Raw genomic sequence first — 16,797 nt, forward strand, 5'->3', positions numbered from 1 at the left:
TACTGTTAAAACTTCACAATCCAAACATTTCTATCATTCCAACTTGAATTATAGCATACTACTATATTTCTTTTCAAGATTTATAGATGTCATTTTCATTACATTTTTGTTATTGTCAAAACGGCCGTCCGCGCCGGCAAAAGCCCATATTTTCCGCCGAAAAATTTCATTCAGCAGAAAAACATCAATATCCTGTGTGGCGCGGTCTGTAACCGTTTGTTATTTTCGTTTTTAGAATTATATCCAGCGGTCATCGCGATTGATTATCATCAGCAGCTTGCCGCTGTGAACCTCGATTTCACACCTCTCGCCCTCAAAAATATTCGATACGCCGACAGGATTGCGGCTCTCGTAGACGTAATTGTCGAGCGGATAGTGCGCGCCCTTAATCGAGAGCGTGACTGAGCCGCAGCCAAGCGGAAACAGCGAAAAGGTCAGCCCGTCCATACCCTCGAAGGAATGCTTTCCTTCGGTGAGCAGGCGGATTTCCTCGTGCTCGGAGAGCAGGGTCACGCTGCCGCCTCTTGAGCCGGCATACTCAAGGGCGTAGAGGTTCGCGACGGTGTGGTCGAGCCTGCCGCCCGTTGCGGCAAGAACCACCATCTCATCATACCCCTTTTGGAGCGCGTTGTCAATACAGTGAACCGTGTCGGTGTATAGCTTTTCGCGCTGAAGGGTGATAGTTTCTGCCGTATCGGGCAGAGCGTCGGCGCAGGAATCAAAGTCCCCGATGATAACCGACGGGGAAACGCCCGCCGCCTTCGCGTATGAGTAGCCTCTGTCGGCGCACAGCACAAAGGCGTTCTGCGGTATTTCGTTTCTTATAAATTCAATGTCAGGCGACGGCGCGCCCGCGATTATGTAACATTTCATCAGAATCACTTAAACTGCCACGGCTTGAGATCCTTGACCTCGTTGTACATGGCGACGTAGCTTTTGTGGCGGGACGGGTGGATCCTGCCCTCGCGTACCGCCTCGAGGACTGCGCAGCCCTTTTCACAGGTGTGCGCGCAGGACGTGAACTGACACTGTCCGAGATATTCCTCAAACTCGGGGAAGCAGTACTGCAGCCTGTCCTTGTCGATCATCTCGTAGCGCTGCAAATCAACCGTCGAAAAGCCCGGAGTGTCGGCAACAAGGCAGCCGTTCTCCTCGAACAGTTCAACCACGCGCGTGGTGTGGCGACCTCTGCCGAGCTTGTCGCTGATCTCGCCCGTTGCGAGCTCAAGACCCGGGAAGAGCATATTGAGCAGCGTGGACTTGCCGACGCCGCTGTTGCCCGTAAAGGCGCTGACCTTGCCGCGCAAAAGACTGAGCAGCGCGTCAGCCTCCTCTCTGCTGTCGGGCGAGAGCTGAAAGACCTCTATGCCGCTGCCGCGGTAGATGTCCGCGATCTCGTCGCCGTTTTTGATGTCGTTCTTCGACACTGCGATCACGGGCTGCATTCCGTTGTTGACCGCCGCCGCCGTCATCTTGTCGATAACCGCGAAGTTCGGAAGCGGATCGACGGTCGAACAGACGATAACAAGAATATCGATATTCGCTAGCGCGGGTCGCTTGAGCTTGTTTTTGCGCGGAAGGATCTCCTCAATGGCGCAAAAGCCGTCGTCGGGCACGGTAATCCGTACCCGATCGCCCGCGACAGGCGAGCTGCCGCGCTTGCGGAAGCTGCCTCTCGCCTTACATTCATACATTTCGCCGTCGCAGCGGACGTAGTAAAAGCCGCCGACGGACTTCATCAGAACTCCCGAAAGCTCCTTCATACTCAATAGATCACGTAGTCGCCCGAGCCGTCGTCAACAGGAGCTTCGGTCGGGGTTACGGGCGCCTCGGTTACGGGCGCTTCTGTTGCCGGCGCTTCTGTTGCGGGCTGGGTGGGAGCCTTGTACTCGTGGGTGACTGTATTGGTGACAGCCGCCTGCGAGAAGTCGATAGTGTACTCGCGGTAAACCTGTCCGTCGAGCTGAACCACGACGTTTGAGGTGCCGCTGCCCTCGAACTTGAGGGTGCAGGTGCTGTTGTACGCGGGAATGAGCGTCTTTGACTGCGATGAGTCGATCGCGCCGTCGACGATTACGGTCATTTCAACCGAGCCCTCGACGTTTGTGGGCAGGTCGACATAAACCTCGACGCTGCGCTTGTCGCCCTTGCCCGAGCTGACAATGAGGGTTACAACCGTACCCTTGTCAACCTTGCCGTAGGGCAGCGGTGACGATGCGATTACGGTGTCCTTCGGCTCCTTGCTCTCGTCGTTGTAGGTGACCTCGACAGTGAGGTTGAGCTCGTTGAGCTTTGACTGGGCGTCGCTGAGGGTCGAGCCGATGATCGCGGGGATCTCGGCGGTCTCGGCGCGCGCGCCGTTTGCGATATAGATATAAACGGTGGAGCCGATGGTCTCCTTGGCTCCCGCCGCGGGGAAGGTGTCGATTACATAGCCCTTCGGGGTCTTGGTGTTCTCAACATAGACGACCTGAGGCATGAGGCTCTTGTCCTTCATCGCACGCACGGCTTCGCTCTCGCTGTAGTTTGTGACGAAGGGTACGCTCATTTCGGTGTCGGTGCCGTTGACTGTGAGGGTGATGGTCGAGCCGGACTTTATCTTCATCGAACCTGCAGCAGGCTCCTGAGCGATGATCGTACCGATCTCCTTGCTCTCGTCGTACTTGCTGTTTATCTCAAAGACGAAGTTCTCGGGGTTGTCCTCCTTCGCCTGAACGAGCGTCTTGCCGACGTAGTCGGGAACCTCTACGTCCTTTGTCTGTCCCGACTGGAACGCCTGGATCAGCGCGAGCGCGAAGAACACAACGCATACGGTTATCGCCGCGATGAGCACGCCCTTGACAACATAGAACATTGCGCCGTGCTCGACGATCACGTTCTCCTCTTCCTCAAAGTCCTCGTCCTCGACCTTGAAGCGGTTTACGCCGTTGCCCTCGTCCTTGGGTCTGTCCTTGATGTTCGAAACGTACTTTGTGGGCTCGTTGTCGACAAAGGAATTGCCGTAGTCAAATACTACCGAGGGATTTAGTCGGAAACGCTCGAGCTCGCTGAGCATTTCGGCGGCTGAGGTATAGCGGTCGGACGGCTGCTTCTGCATTGCCTTCATTGTGATCTGCTCAAGTCCTATCGGAATACCGGGGTTGACCTCGCGCGGACGCTTGGGCACGGACTGGAGCTGCATGAGGGCGACGGAAACAGCGCTGTCGCCGTCAAAGGGCAGCTTGCCTGTGAGCATCTCGTAGAGCATTACGCCGACGGAGTAGATGTCGGTCTTGCCGTCGGTAACGTCGCCTCTCGCCTGCTCGGGCGCGATGTAGTGAACCGAGCCGATTGCCTGATCGGTCATTGTTCGCGTAGCCTTGTCGGAGAAGCGCGCGATGCCGAAGTCGGTTACTTTGATCGTGCCGTCCTGCAGCAGCATGATGTTCTGCGGCTTGATGTCGCGGTGAACGATGCCACACTCGTGCGCGTGCTGCAATGCCTTGAGTATCTGGGTGGTGAGATGGAGCACGTCCTTCCACTCGATGATGCCCTGGCGCTCGATGTACTCCTTGAGAGTTACGCCGTCGATGTACTCCATTACTATATACTGAATCATATCGCCGAAGCTCACGTCGTATACCTTTACGATATTCGGGTGCGAGAGCATGGCGATAGCCTTTGACTCGTTTTTGAAGCGGCGGATGAATTCCTCGTTGTTGAGGTACTCGTCCTTCAGGATTTTGATCGCGACCTCGCGGTCGTCCACGGTGTCGTTGCAGCGGTAGACGTTCGCCATGCCGCCGACGCCGATTAGCTCGTGAATCTCATAGCGCCCGTCAAGACGCTTTCCGATGTACTTATCCATTTCTACGCCTTCCTTTCTCAGTAAATCACGGTGACGGTGATGTTATCGCTGCCGCCGTCCGCCTTGGCGCAGTCAACCAGCTTGTTGATAAGACTGTCGCCGCGGTTTTCATGACAGATCTTGACGATATCGCCGGTGGTGACGTGGTTCGAGAGTCCGTCGGTGCAGATGAGAAGCACGTCGCCGTAGATGAAGTTCGCCACGATGTAGTCGAGTCTGAGAGATTCCTTGATTCCCAGCGCGCGGGTAATGAAATTCTTGTTGGGGTGGTGCTGAGCCTGCTCGTAGGTGAGCTCGCCGCGGCGTACCATCTCCTGTACAACGGAGTGATCCTCGGTGAGCTGCTTGATCTTGCCGCCGCGGATAGCGTAGGTGCGGCTGTCGCCGACGTGGACTACGTGAACCGTGGTGTCCTTGACAAAGACAAATTCGCAGGTGGTTCCCATGCCCGCAAGCTCGGGATCCTTTGACTGCAGCTCAAACACCGCCTTGTTCGCCTCCATGACGATCTCAGCCATGAGCTCGCCGATCTGATCCTTTGTCATGTCGGCCTTGTAGAGTGATGTGATTTTTGTGCTGATATACTCAACCGCGGTGGCGCTGGCAATGTTGCCGCCGTTGGCGCCGCCCATTCCGTCGCAGACGACCGCCCAAACGCAGCTGGGAGAAATAACTCCGAAGCGGAAGTCATCTTGATTTTGTGTTCTGACAAGACCGATGTCGCTTTTGCTGAATACTTCCAAGTTATTTATCCTCCTTTTTCAAATGTTTTCTTCTTAGCTGGCCGCAGGACGCGTTGATGTCGCTGCCGAGGGTTCTCCTCACGGTCGCGGCAATACCCCTGCCCTCCAGAATATTGACAAAAGACTGCTGTCTTTCGAGTTTACTTTTGCTGTAGCCCGTGCCTTCAACGGTGTTTACGGGAATGAGGTTGACGTGGCAGCTCATGCCGCCGAGCCTAAGAGCTAGCTCGCGCGCACATTCGTCGCTGTCGTTTACCCCGTCGATCATCGCGTACTCAAACGTCACGCGCCTGCCCGTAGTGTCAAAATAATCGCGGCATGCCTTCAAAAGCTCGTCCATCGGGTATACCTTCGCAATGGGCATCGTCCGCGCGCGGATTTCATCATTCGGCGCGTGCAGCGACACCGCTAAATTTATCGGCAGCCCTTCCTTTGCGAGCGCGTAGATCTTCGGCACAAGTCCGCAGGTCGAGAGCGTTATGTGCCGCGCGCCGATGTTGAGGCTGTCCTCTGAATTGACAAGGCGGATAAAACGCACGACGTTGTCGTAATTGTCGAGCGGCTCGCCCATTCCCATGAGCACGATATTCGATATCCTCTCGCCTGAATCGCGCTGTGCCGCCTCTATCTGGGCGAGCATCTCGGACGCTGTCAGCGAGCGCGAAAAGCCGCTTTTGCCCGTCGCGCAGAAGGTGCAGCCCATCTTGCAGCCCACCTGTGTGGATATGCAGACAGACGTTCCGTGGCGGTAGTGCATGACCACCGATTCAACGCACTCTCCGTCGGCAAAGGCAAAAAGATACTTCACTGTTTTATCATACCTTGAAACAAACTTTTTTTCAATAGTTGCAACAGAAATGTAACAATAATTCTGTATATAATTTTTCAAATCTGAGGGTATATTGCGCATTTCATCTGCGGAAACGGCTCCCTTTCTGAGCCAGTCCGCAACCTGACGCGCGCGGAACTTCGGAAATCCGTTTTCCGTTATCAGCGCGGTCAGCTCGTCGAAGTTGAGGGATTTGAGGTCGGTTTTCATCGTGACCTCCTTGTGAACGCCGCGCAGTAAAAGCCGTCGGTGTGCGCCTTGTGCGGCATGAGCGTTATTTCATATGCCTGCTCGTCGAAGGCTCTCTCAACCCCGTCGGGCAGAGTTAGCGGCACGCCCTCAAAGTCGGGGTGCTGTGATAGGAACCTCGCGGCGATCTCGTTGTTCTCGCGAGGATTGAGCGTGCAGGTAGAGTAGACAAGCCTGCCGCCCGAAGCGAGATACTCTGCGCTGTGCTCGAGGATTTTGTACTGGAGCTGCGGCAGATCCACGGTCAGAAGCCCGTCCTTGCAGCGGATCTCGGGCTTTCGCGAGAGGATTCCCAGTCCCGAGCACGGAACGTCGCAGAGAATCCTGTCGGCGACGGGCAGCGGCATTCCCACAGCCGCGTCACGGACGGAAGCGCGTACCGAGCCCAGCCCGAGCCTCTTTGCGCCGCTCTCCATCAGCCTGACCTTGTGGTCGTAGAGGTCAAAGGCGAGCACCTTTCCCCTGTCGTTCATGAGTTCCGCCGCCGTAAAGCTCTTGCCGCCGGGCGCAGCGCAGACGTCGAGCATTAGCTCGCGCGGCTTAGGGTCAAGGAAGCTGACGCATAGCTGCGAGGACGCGTCCTGAATGTGGAACAGTCCGTCGCGGAAAGCTCTGAGGTTCTCTATCGCGCCCGTGTTGCTTAAATAAAGCGCGTCGGGCAGAAAGGCGATTTTCTCAGCCTTTACTCCTTCCTTTTCGAGCAGGGCAATCAGGCTGCCGGCGTCGGTCTTGGTCGTGTTTACGCGCGCGCAGATCGGCGGTCTGCCGCTGAGGGATTCGAGTATTGCGACGGCGTTTAATTCTCCGTAAGAATTAATCCACAGCCGCACTAAGTCCTGCGGCGCGGAGTATTTTATGCTGTAATAATATATCTTGTCCTTATCGTCGGGCAGTCTGAACCTGACCTCGGCGCGTGAAATGCTGCGCAGAATGCCGTTGATGAAGCCCGAGGACTTCTGTAACCTGTGCTTCTTCGCGAGGTTGACGCTCTCGTTGACAGCGGCGCTGTCGGGCACCTTATCCATAAAGAGAAGCTGGTACACTCCCATGCGGAGAATCAGCTTTGTTTTTGTTTCTATTTTCCTTAAAGGAATTTTAGAGTACTGCTTGATGATGTAGTCGAGGGTAATCTGCCGCTCGAGCACTCCGTAAACAAGGGCGGAAACAAAGGCGCTGTCCACTCCGCTGAGACGGCTCTCGCGTATCGCGTTCGACAGCGCGAGGTTCGAGTACGCCTGTTCCTGTTCAATTTTAAGCAGTACGTTCAGCGCAACGTTACGTGGATTCGCCATAATATCTCCCTGTTAAATAGTATCTCCGATGTTCAGCGGGTGACCGAGAAGGTACGCCTCGGCTGTCATTCGCTTTTTGCCCTCGGGCTGCAGCTCTGTGATTTCGAGCGCACCCTCGCCGCAGGCAACGACGAACGGCTTTACACTGAGCACTGTGCCTGGCTTGCCGCTGAGGTCGCTCAGGCGCGAGGAATGGATCTTAAGCCGCCTGCCGCCTATCTGAGCGGTCGCGACAGGCCACGGAGAGAGTCCCCTTATCTGGTTATGAAGCTGTGCCGCGGGCTTTGTAAAGTCGAGCGGACAGCGGCTTTTGTCGATTTTTGATGTATGTGTCGCGAGGGATTCGTCCTGCTTTACGGGGGTTATCCCGCCGCGCTCGAGCTTGTCGAGAGTTTCAATGATAAGCTCGCCGCCGAGGATTGCGAGTCTGTCAAACAGCTCGCCCGCGGTTTCGTTCTCACCGATCGGCGTCTCGGCGGTCAGGAGAATGTCGCCTGTGTCAAGCCCTACGTCCATGAGCATGGTCGTAACGCCCGTGACAGCCTCGCCGTCGAGGACAGCCTGCTGTATCGGTGCCGCGCCGCGGTATTTGGGCAAAAGCGAGCCGTGGATATTCACACAGCCGTATTTCGGCAGGTCGAGGACGGTTTTGGGCAGAATCTGACCGTATGCCGCGACAACGATTACATCGGGATTTAATTCCTTAAGAGAATCAAGAGCCTCCTCGGACTTCATGCTCGCGGGCTGAAAAACGGGAATGCCGAGCTTCTGTGCGCAGACCTTTACGTCCGGCGGAGTGAGAATCATCTTTCTGCCCTGAGGCTTGTCCGGCTGGGTGAAAACGCCGGCGACGGCATGCTCGGCGCAAGCCGCCAGTTTTTCGAGGGCAGGCACCGCGAAATCCGGAGTGCCCATGTAAACTATTCTCATGAGTTCTCCATTTCCTCCACTTCCTTGGGTGTGAGGATACGCTCGGCGACGTCCTTGAACACAACGCCGTTGAGGTGGTCGATCTCGTGGCAGAACGCCTTTGCGAGCAGCTCTCTGCCGTCGAGGGTGAACTCATCGCCGTTTCTGTCCTGAGCCTTGACCTTGACGTACTCGGGGCGCTTTGTGATGCCCCACTGTCCCGGGAAGGACAGGCAGCCCTCAAGACCCTCCTGCTCGCCGCTGAACGCGATGATCTGGGGGTTTACAAGCTCTATCACGCCTTCGCCGATATCGATAACGACGACTCTGCGCAGCATTCCGACCTGCGGAGCCGCAAGACCTACGCCGTTAGCCTTGTGCATGGTCTCTGCCATGTCGTCGAGAAGGGTGGCGAGCTTGTTGTCGAATTTTTCAACGGGACGGCAGCGCTTCTTGAGAATCGGGTCGCCGTCCTTAACAATATTTCTGATAGCCATAGTATCACCTTGGTTTTATAGTTGTGAATAAAAATCGGGTGCGGGTGTCCCGCCCGAAATTTTCAATTTTCCACTTTCAATTTTCAATTAACAGACCAGCGCGTTCATGTCGGCGTAGGCGGTCACCTTTTGGAACTCCTTCTCCCCGCCGAAGTTGAGCAGCGCGTCTGACATCAGCGCGCGGAACTCGCGGTTGTTTCTGCATTTTATTATCAGCTTGTATCGGTATTTATTGCTCACCTTGACAACAAGTGCCGGCGACGGGCCGAGAATGCGGAGTGGCAGCTTGCTGTGTTCGCTCTGCGCAAGCCCTACGAAGATATCGAGGAACCTTGCCGCCGCGCGTAGTGTGAGCTGCTGGTTTGCGCCGACAAAGCCGACAAGACAGATATCCGCGAACGGCGGATAGAGCATCATCTCGCGCATTTTTATCTCGGTGTCGTAAAATGCCGCGTAGTCCTGACGCGCCGCCATGCCGATAATCAGGTTGTCGGGCGTGTAGGACTGTATCACCGCGACGCCCTTGTCCTTGCCCCTGCCGCTTCTGCCGACTACCTGAGTTAGCAGCGAAAACGCGCGCTCGTAGCTGCGGTAGTCGTCGGCATAGAGCGCGTGGTCGGTGTTGAGCACGCCGACAAGAGTCACGTTCGGGAAATCAAGTCCCTTCGCGACCATCTGGGTGCCGACGAGAATGTCGTAATCGCCGTTCGAGAACGACGAAATCATGCGCTCGTAGCTCGCCTTTGACGAAGCCGCGTCGGTGTCCATTCGTAAAATACGCGCGTTCGGGAAGATCTCCGCTATGTCGCGCTCAGCCTTCTGGGTGCCTGTGCCGCCGAGACGCAGCGTGTTGCTGTGGCAGGTCGGACACTCACCCGAAAACGGCACCGAATAGCCGCAGTAGTGGCACATCAGGCGGTTGTTGCGTATGTGGTAGGTGAGCGAAATCGAGCAGTTCGGACAGGTCACACTGTCGCCGCAGTGGGTGCAGGTGACAAAGGAATTGTGACCCCTGCGGTTGAGCAGCAATATGCTCTGACGTCCGTGCTCGAGGTTGCTTTCAAGATGTTCGAGCAACACCTGGGAAAATCCCGTGGTGTTGCCTGACTGCACCTCAAGGTTCATGTCCGCCGTAATCACGTCGGGCAGCTTTGCCTCGCCGTAGCGGTTATTCAGAACATTGAGGGAATATCGCCCGGTCCGGGCGTAGTAAAAGGTTTCGACGCTCGGGGTCGCCGAGCTCAATATCAGCAGCGCCTTATCGCGCAAGCAGCGGTACATCGCAATCTCACGCGCGTGGTACCTCGGGGAGCTTTCGGACTTGTAGCTGTACTCCTGCTCCTCGTCCATGATTATCAGACCGACGTTATCAAACGGCGCGAAAACCGCGCTGCGCGTGCCGATAACGATCTGCGCCAGTCCCTTTTTGACGCGCTTGTACTCGTCGAGCCTCTCGCCTAGGGAGAGCGCGCTGTGGAAAACAGCGATTTTATCTCCGAACCGCTTTGTGAACAGGGCTACGAACTGCGGCGTGAGCGATATCTCGGGCACCATAACGATGATACCCTTTCCGTCGCCGAGCACGCGCTCGATCAGCTTCATGAACACACTCGTTTTGCCCGAGCCCGTTACGCCGTAGAGCAGGCTGACATGAGGATTTTCGTCGCGGTACTCGTTATAGAGATTATTGCAAGCCTGATTCTGCTCGTCTGACAGAACAAGCTCGCCGATGCTGTCGTCGGGCTGTCTGTCCCCTATGCGGAAAACCTCCTCGTCAAAGAGGACGACTATGCCCTTCTTGACAAGAGCGTCGATCACCGCTGAGCTGACGCCGGTGTAGTAGCGGACTTCCTTGACGGGAGCCGCGCCGACCATCTGCAGCAGCTCTACCGCGCTCTCCTGCTTCGGCGTGAGCTTATGAGCGGAGAGGTCGCAGTTCGGCGCGATCGCCGCCATCTTCGTTACCGCGTCGTTTACCCTGCGGAAGGCTTCCTCGGACTTGTAGAGCAGTCCGTCCTGTACCATCTCGTCGGGGACGCGGCTGTCCGTCAGCGCGAAGTCGTCCATCAGCTTTTCGAGGCGGACAGGCTTGCGCTTTGAGTAGATATAATTATAGATACGCTGCTTTTCCTCGTCGAGGATCGTGCCGCCGTCCTCGGCGCGGACGCTGTAGACCGTGCTCAGGCGGTAGTTTATCCCCGCGGGCAGCATTGTCTTTACCGCGTCGTAGAAGGTGCAGAAGTAACGCTCCTTCATGAAACGCGCGACTCCGAGCAGCTCCTCTGAGAGCACCGGCTCTGTGTCGAGCACCGAGAGCAGCTCCTTGAGCTTTTCGTCGGGTTCGATATAGTGCAGCCCGGTCACAATACCCTGACGGCGGCGGTTGCCTCTGCCGAAGGGTACCAGAACGCGCTTGCCGACCGCGCATTCGTCCGCCATACGCGGCGGTACGAGATAGTCAAATTCGCGGTCAAAGGAAAATGTGGTATTTTCAACCGCCACTGAGACGGCCAAAAGCGTTTCCATTCCTTAGATTTCGTCCTCGTCGGGCTCAACGAGGTCAATCTCGTGGTTCTTGATTTCTTCAATAGCCATCAGCACGGGCTTCTCCTCTGTGACGACGCCGTCGCGCTCGAAAACCTCGGTGATCTCTCTGGCTCTCTTTGAAACGCCTACAACCAGAGCGTACTTGCTCTGCTTGCCCTCAAATAAATCGTCTACATTAACCTTATGCATGGTGATTTCTCCTTTCGTGCGCCGTTACTGCGCGTGAATAATATCGTAAACCTCTTTGACTGCTGTGTCGAGGTCGTTGTTGATTACGTTGTATGTGTATCTGCTGCGGCAGCCGATCTCTTCCTTAGCCTTCTCGAGCCGCCTTTCGATCGTCGCCTCGTCCTCTGTGCCGCGGCTTCTGAGCCTGCGCTCGAGCGTCTCGAAGTTCGGCGGTAACACAAAGATACTGAGGATATCGGGGTACTTCTTCATTACCTGCAAAGCGCCCTCAACCTCAATCTCGAGAAATACGGTCTTGCCCTCGTCGAGCAGGTCTCTGAGCTGCTGAATGGGCGTGCCGTAGAAATTGTGGCAGTACTCCGCGTACTCGAGATAACCGCCGGAAGCGATCTTTTCCTTGAAGTTATCGCGGGTGACGAAGTTGTAGTGAACGCCGTCGATCTCTCCCTCACGCGGCTCGCGTGTTGTGTCGGACACGGAGAGACAGACGTTTTCGTCAAGCTCCATGAGCTTTTTGAGAATCGTGCCCTTGCCGACTCCCGAGGAGCCTGAGTAGAGCACCAGCTTTCCCTTTTGATCAGTCATCTTTTTCCTCACTTTCCTCGGCGCGGTTCTGGATAGTCTCGCAGGATACCGCCGAGAGCACTACATGGTTGCTCTCGCTCACAAGCACCGATTTGCACTTTCGTCCGCAGGTCGCGTCTATGAGCATTCCGCTCGCCTTCGCCTCCTGCACGATTCGCTTGACGGGCGCCGCGTCGGGCGCGACTACCGCGATCAGCTTGTCGGAGCTTACGAGATTGCCGAAGCCGATATTTATTAATTTCATATTCCTTCTGCCTTTACTCGATATTCTGAACCTGTTCGCGGATCTTCTCGATCTCGCTCTTGATGTCGACGACCTTGTGGGCGAGAACGGCGTCCTGTACCTTGGAGCCGATGGTGTTCGCCTCGCGGTTCATCTCCTGAATGATGAAATCGAGCTTTCTGCCTACGGGCTCGTCCCTGTCGAGGAACTCCCGAAGCTGGTCGATATGGCTGCGCAGACGGACGGTCTCCTCGGCTACCGCGACCTTGTCTGAGAAGAGCGCTACCTCTGTGAGCACGCGCTGCTCGTCGATCTCGACGCTGAAGCTGTCGAGCGTCTGGCGGATACGGTCGAGCAGACGCTCCTCGTACTCCTTCACGGTCTGCGGAGAACGCTCCTCGATCTCTGAGACGATAGAAAGAATGGTTTCTGTCCTGCCGAGAATATCTTCCTTGAGCTTCTCGCCCTCGGCGGCGCGCATCGCCACAAACGCGTCGAGAGCCTTTGCCGTCGCTGTCAGAACGTCGGCTGTTATCTGTTCCTCGTCCTCAGCCGCCTTGTGAACCGTGAATATGTCGGGGAACCGCGATAACGATACCGCCGTAGCGTCGTCGGCTACGCCGTAGGTCTCGCTGATCTCCTTCATTGCCGCGAGATATCCCGCCACGAGCTGGTGGTTCACAGCGACCTCGGAAGCGACCTCGTCGCTCGCGCCGACAGATACGAACATATCTATCTTGCCTCTTGACACGCGGGTCGATGTATAGCTCTTGAGCTTCTCGTCAAGAAAGCTGTAGGCTCGCGGAGTACGGCAGTTGAACTCGAAATAGCGGTGGTTCACGCTCTTGATTTCAACAGAGATTTCACGTCCGTTTATTTCAGTTTCACAGCGACCGAAGCCTGTCATTGAATGTATCATGTTAAGACTTCCTTTCACCAGAATTTTTTATTCTTTTCGTATTCTATATATTATACCACCGCAATGGTGTTTTGGCAATGGTTTTGTAACCGAATTGTAACCGTTTTTTGTAAGTTGAAAATTGAAAATTGAAAATGAAAAATTAAGGGTCGCTTTCGCTCCGATTTATATTTTTTCAGTCTGTTTATTATCGGTGTAATTAAATAGAACAGGTGCAGTCAGAGTTAGCTGAACACTTCCCGCGTAAATGGTGACAGAAATATCAAACCTTTCAGCAAGAGCGGTCGGAATTATATCAATCTCTCAGTAAGAAAAGGTGCAGTCAGAGTTAGCTGAACACTTCCCGCGAAACTCAGACGTTTCCAATATAAAAAACCTTTAGTACGCGATTTAAAAAACTTGATTTTTGTGTTTAAAAGTAGTATTATAGAGGGTAAGATTGTAAAGGAGGTATTAAAAGTTGGACGAAAATAAGGAATTCAACAATGAAACCGTTTCCGAAGAAAATGTAACAAATACCGAAGCGGAAGCTGCCGAGACTGCGGCGGAAGTTACCGAAGCAGCCGAGGACGCTGCGGAAGCTGCCGAGGAAGCAGCTGAGGAATCCGCAGAGGTGATCTCAGAAGCAGATACCGCTTTTGGCGAAGAGCTCGCCGAGGTTGAGGCTGACGCTCCCGCCGAAGCTCCCAAAAAGAAGAGCCTTATCATGAAGCCCGTGCTCATCGCAGCAGGCATCGTTATCGTCGTGGCTCTCGCGGCTCTCGTGATCAGACTGTTCTTCAACACAGGTCTTGACGGCACATGGCACTATGTAAGACAGGTTCCCATGCTCGCTTCCGATGCCACCAGCGACGAGGCTGTCGAGAATGTCGACGTAGACTACTACTTCACCTTCAGCGGCAGCGAGGTCAAGGCGACCATCGGTACCGTCACCAGCAAGGGCACCTACGAGGTACACAAGAATGACGACGGCAAGTCCGTTATGACCATGGAGCTCACAGACCTTATCACAAGCTACAACTTCCTGCCCTACGGCGAGTACGAGGTCAACGTAAGCGGCAACGCCTTCACAGGCAGAAAGCTCACCCTCACGACCGCTTCCGACGAGTCGGCGACTATCGAGATGACTTCCGCTTCTTACTCCGCTCCCGAAATCAAGCGCGAGAACGACTTCACTCCCGTTGAGTCGATCCAGGGCAAGTGGATATTCAATCAGGAAGGCTATGACCTCAGCTATGAGTTCTCTAAGGACGGCACAGCTACTTATCACGAGAACGTCAGCCAGATGAATATGTACACCGGCGCGAACATGACGATTGACTACACGATCGAGGGTATCTACGACGTCAACGACACCTCGATCACCATGCACTTCTATTACACCAAGGACAGCTCGATGGACATCACCTACCAGTCCGACGGCGACACCCTGTATATCAACGGCTTCCCGTTCGTAAAAGAGGGAACCGCTACCTCGGCTGAGGCTGAATAATATAGAAAAAGGATTGATTTCATGTCAGGACATAACAAATGGAGCACAATCAAACAGAAAAAGGGTAAGAACGACGCTGCCCGCGCTAAGGTATTCACCAAAATCGGCAGAGAGCTGATCGTTGCTATCAAGACAGGCGGAAGCGCTGACCCTAACGTAAACTCCAAGCTGCGCGATACCATCGCAAAGGCTAAGGCGGCTAACGTGCCCAACGACAACATCGAGAGAATCATCAAGAAGGCTGCCAACGACAGCGATTCCACCAACTACGAGGCTGTTACCTACGAGGGCTACGGTCCCTGCGGCATCGCGGTTATCGTTGAGGCGCTGACCGACAACCGCAACCGTACCGCGGGCGAGGTCAGACACTACTTCGACAAGTTCGGCGGCAACATGGGTACACAGGGCTGCGTAGGCTTTATGTTCCAGCGCAAGGGCGTGCTCGTGATCGAGCGCGAGGATCTTGAGAAGGACGAGGACGCCGTTATGACAGACGCTCTCGAGGTCGGCGCCGCTGACTTTGAGGCTGACGAGGACGTTTTCACCATCTACACCGAGCCCGATGATTTCGGCGCGGTAAGAGATGACCTCGAGAAGCTCGGCTACACCTTCGTTTCCGCGGAAATCGAGATGGTTCCCGATACCTACACAAAGATCGAGGACGAGGACGCTGCTGTCAAGATGCAGAAGATGCTCGATATGTTCGAGGATAATGATGATATCCAGAACGTTTGGCACAACTGGGAAGAATAATTCTAGTATAGAAAAAAGCTCGGACGATTGTCCGGGCTTTTTTTGTTGGTATTACGCCTTGCGGATAAACAGCACGCCTAGAGTACCGGGTCCGCAATGCGAGGTTACGGTGCAGCCCGCGGTGGTCTCGAGGATTTCGTCAAAGCCCGGCTGCAGCTCGTTGATCTTGTCGCGGACGGCGTTTACGGTGTCCTCAGAGCAGCGAGTGTGGGTGATGAAAATGCGGTGCTTGTCGATGTCCTCGCGGTTCTGCAGGCGCTCTGTCACATAGTTGATGATCACCCTGTCGATCGTGCCGCGGAACTTCTTGCCCGACTGCATCTTGCCCTCAGTTACCTCGATACAGGGCTTTAGCTTGAGCAGGTTTGCGCCGAGAGCAGCAACGGAAGAACAGCGTCCGCCCTTGTGGAGATAATCGATGCTGTCAACAACGAAGCTCGCCTCTACCCTGCCTGTCAGCGCACGGCATTCCTCGGCGATCTCCTTTGCCGACGCGCCGTTTTCAGCCATCTCGCAGGCGTGTAAAACCACAAGTCCCGAGCCTGTTGAAAGGTTGCGCGTGTCGACGACCTCAACGCCGCCTACCTCCTCGGCAGCCATGCGGGCGGTCGCGTGAGAGCTCGAGAATTCGGAGCTGATGTTGAAATGGACTATTTCATATCCCTGATTGCGCCAGTTGCGGAAGGCGCTCAGAAAGTCGTTGAGGTTCGGCGCGGAGGTCTTGGGCAGCTTGCCGCTCTGTGAAACATATTCGTAAATGTCCTCGGGAGTTGCCTCAATACCGTCCTTTCTGATCTTGTCGCCCATCACCACGTATAGCGGAACGATACTGATGTCATATTTTTTGACAAGCTCCGGCGATAAATCGCTTGTGCTGTCTGAAATGATTTTTACCTTCATAATATTATCCTCCTATTAAGTTGTGGTATTTTGCACAGTTTTATTTTAACATTCTTCGTTAGATTTTACAAGTACAAAATTATAAATTGCATATTTTTTTGCAAACGCGTTTTTTCTTGCATATTGATATGCAATTAAACTATTGCTTCTACGAGCGTATGCGGCCGCATGCGATCGCATACAAGAAGAAAAAGAAGACAAAAAAGAAAAAGAAAACGAAGAAGAACACTCTTTATTTTGCGTGCAAAACAAAAGCATTCTACGGCCGCATGCGATCGCATACAAGAAGAAAAAGAAGACGAAAAAGAAAAAGAAAACGAAGAAGAAAACAAAGAAGAAAACGAACACTCTTATTGTCAGCGCGCGCTTGCCCTCCGGAAGTAAAAGGCGTTTAAAACGCAAAGCAGACCATCATCAGACGGTCTGCCTCGCGATTGTGTGTTTTATGAAAATGAATGTCCCATTAAGAGCATTGCATTTTACCGAAGTTTGGAAAAATCACCAAACTGACCCAAAAGCTCAGTGTTTATGCGGTGTTTGAATGATTTTCTGACTACTATTATACAAAAAAATTCCGTCATTTTCAAGGGGAAAATGACGGATTTGTCTTTTCTAGACAGGAGAAATGACAGGTTGCACATAATTTCGACACAAACTTTGTACAGTATTTTTCGGAATTCTTTGATAAAACCTCAAATTCATGGTTTTTGAATTTTGCCTATCGGCAAATGATACAAAAAAGTGTTCGGTATTTTGACGGGTTATAATTCTTATACAGAAATTCAGCACACGATTATATCGAATCTGAATTTTTTTCGAAATT

General features: G+C 54.1%; 17 protein-coding genes. 3 read left to right on the forward strand and 14 right to left on the reverse strand.

Going from position 1 to position 16,797, the window contains the following annotated elements; all coding sequences use genetic code 11:
- Positions 1 to 237: 237 nt before the first annotated feature.
- The 13 genes from AB1I49_RS08505 to AB1I49_RS08565 form a co-directional block, all read right to left on the reverse strand.
- Entirely contained in the window at positions 238 to 873 is a 636-nt protein-coding gene (locus AB1I49_RS08505) for a thiamine diphosphokinase (protein WP_316611514.1), read from the reverse strand.
- 5 nt (positions 874 to 878) lie between these two features.
- The gene (rsgA, locus tag AB1I49_RS08510) at positions 879 to 1,763 is read right to left on the reverse strand and encodes a ribosome small subunit-dependent GTPase A (protein ID WP_316610441.1); all 885 of its coding nucleotides are present in this window, start codon (positions 1,761 to 1,763) and stop codon (positions 879 to 881) included.
- Between the two features lie 2 nt (positions 1,764 to 1,765).
- A complete protein-coding gene (pknB, locus tag AB1I49_RS08515) occupies positions 1,766 to 3,847 on the reverse strand; it encodes a Stk1 family PASTA domain-containing Ser/Thr kinase (protein ID WP_316611515.1) in 2,082 nt (693 codons plus the stop codon).
- 17 nt (positions 3,848 to 3,864) lie between these two features.
- Complete coding sequence (locus AB1I49_RS08520) at positions 3,865 to 4,590, reverse strand: Stp1/IreP family PP2C-type Ser/Thr phosphatase (RefSeq protein ID WP_316610436.1); 726 nt, start codon at positions 4,588 to 4,590, stop codon at positions 3,865 to 3,867.
- 1 nt (position 4,591) lies between these two features.
- Positions 4,592 to 5,629 (reverse strand): dual-specificity RNA methyltransferase RlmN, encoded by a 1,038-nt coding sequence (gene rlmN, locus AB1I49_RS08525; RefSeq protein WP_407720730.1) that lies wholly within the window; start codon positions 5,627 to 5,629, stop codon positions 4,592 to 4,594.
- Positions 5,626 to 6,960 (reverse strand): 16S rRNA (cytosine(967)-C(5))-methyltransferase RsmB, encoded by a 1,335-nt coding sequence (gene rsmB, locus AB1I49_RS08530; protein ID WP_407720731.1) that lies wholly within the window; start codon positions 6,958 to 6,960, stop codon positions 5,626 to 5,628. Before rsmB ends, rlmN begins: the two co-directional genes overlap by 4 nt.
- Positions 6,961 to 6,972: 12 nt before the next feature.
- Positions 6,973 to 7,890 (reverse strand): methionyl-tRNA formyltransferase, encoded by a 918-nt coding sequence (fmt, locus tag AB1I49_RS08535; RefSeq protein WP_316611518.1) that lies wholly within the window; start codon positions 7,888 to 7,890, stop codon positions 6,973 to 6,975.
- On the reverse strand, positions 7,887 to 8,366 hold the full coding sequence (def, locus tag AB1I49_RS08540) for a peptide deformylase (RefSeq protein ID WP_316611011.1): 480 nt from the start codon (positions 8,364 to 8,366) through the stop codon (positions 7,887 to 7,889). The genes fmt and def overlap by 4 nt, the downstream gene beginning before the upstream one ends.
- An 87-nt stretch (positions 8,367 to 8,453) precedes the next feature.
- Entirely contained in the window at positions 8,454 to 10,892 is a 2,439-nt protein-coding gene (gene priA, locus AB1I49_RS08545; protein WP_407720732.1) for a replication restart helicase PriA, read from the reverse strand.
- A gap of 3 nt (positions 10,893 to 10,895) precedes the next feature.
- Positions 10,896 to 11,102 carry a DNA-directed RNA polymerase subunit omega gene (gene rpoZ / locus AB1I49_RS08550; protein ID WP_316611521.1) on the reverse strand — a complete coding sequence of 69 codons (207 nt, stop codon included), beginning with the start codon at positions 11,100 to 11,102 and terminating at the stop codon, positions 10,896 to 10,898.
- Positions 11,103 to 11,126: 24 nt separating this feature from the next.
- Entirely contained in the window at positions 11,127 to 11,687 is a 561-nt protein-coding gene (gene gmk, locus AB1I49_RS08555) for a guanylate kinase (protein ID WP_316611522.1), read from the reverse strand.
- On the reverse strand, positions 11,680 to 11,931 hold the full coding sequence (locus AB1I49_RS08560) for a DUF370 domain-containing protein (protein WP_316610600.1): 252 nt from the start codon (positions 11,929 to 11,931) through the stop codon (positions 11,680 to 11,682). The genes gmk and AB1I49_RS08560 overlap by 8 nt, the downstream gene beginning before the upstream one ends.
- A 13-nt stretch (positions 11,932 to 11,944) precedes the next feature.
- Positions 11,945 to 12,829, reverse strand: coding sequence for a YicC/YloC family endoribonuclease (locus tag AB1I49_RS08565; RefSeq protein WP_407720733.1), 885 nt, complete (start codon positions 12,827 to 12,829; stop codon positions 11,945 to 11,947).
- 460 nt (positions 12,830 to 13,289) lie between these two features.
- On the opposite strand from AB1I49_RS08565, the gene AB1I49_RS08570 reads away from it, so the two are divergent.
- Both AB1I49_RS08570 and AB1I49_RS08575 read left to right on the forward strand, forming a co-directional pair.
- Positions 13,290 to 14,321 (forward strand): hypothetical protein, encoded by a 1,032-nt coding sequence (locus tag AB1I49_RS08570; protein WP_407720734.1) that lies wholly within the window; start codon positions 13,290 to 13,292, stop codon positions 14,319 to 14,321.
- 21 nt (positions 14,322 to 14,342) lie between these two features.
- Entirely contained in the window at positions 14,343 to 15,074 is a 732-nt protein-coding gene (locus tag AB1I49_RS08575) for a YebC/PmpR family DNA-binding transcriptional regulator (protein ID WP_316610597.1), read from the forward strand.
- A 51-nt stretch (positions 15,075 to 15,125) separates the two neighbouring features.
- Here AB1I49_RS08575 and AB1I49_RS08580 read toward each other — a convergent pair whose 3' ends face one another.
- Positions 15,126 to 15,974, reverse strand: a complete 849-nt coding sequence (locus AB1I49_RS08580; RefSeq protein WP_316610596.1) for a DegV family protein — start codon at positions 15,972 to 15,974, stop codon at positions 15,126 to 15,128.
- Between the two features lie 168 nt (positions 15,975 to 16,142).
- Between AB1I49_RS08580 and AB1I49_RS08585 the strand changes: the two genes are divergently transcribed.
- Complete coding sequence (locus AB1I49_RS08585; protein ID WP_407720735.1) at positions 16,143 to 16,358, forward strand: hypothetical protein; 216 nt, start codon at positions 16,143 to 16,145, stop codon at positions 16,356 to 16,358.
- The last annotated feature ends 439 nt before the right edge of the window (positions 16,359 to 16,797 follow it).

The sequence above is a fragment of the Ruminococcus sp. NATIVEDY160 genome (assembly GCF_045819885.1).
Lineage (GTDB): Bacteria > Bacillota > Clostridia > Oscillospirales > Acutalibacteraceae > Ruminococcoides.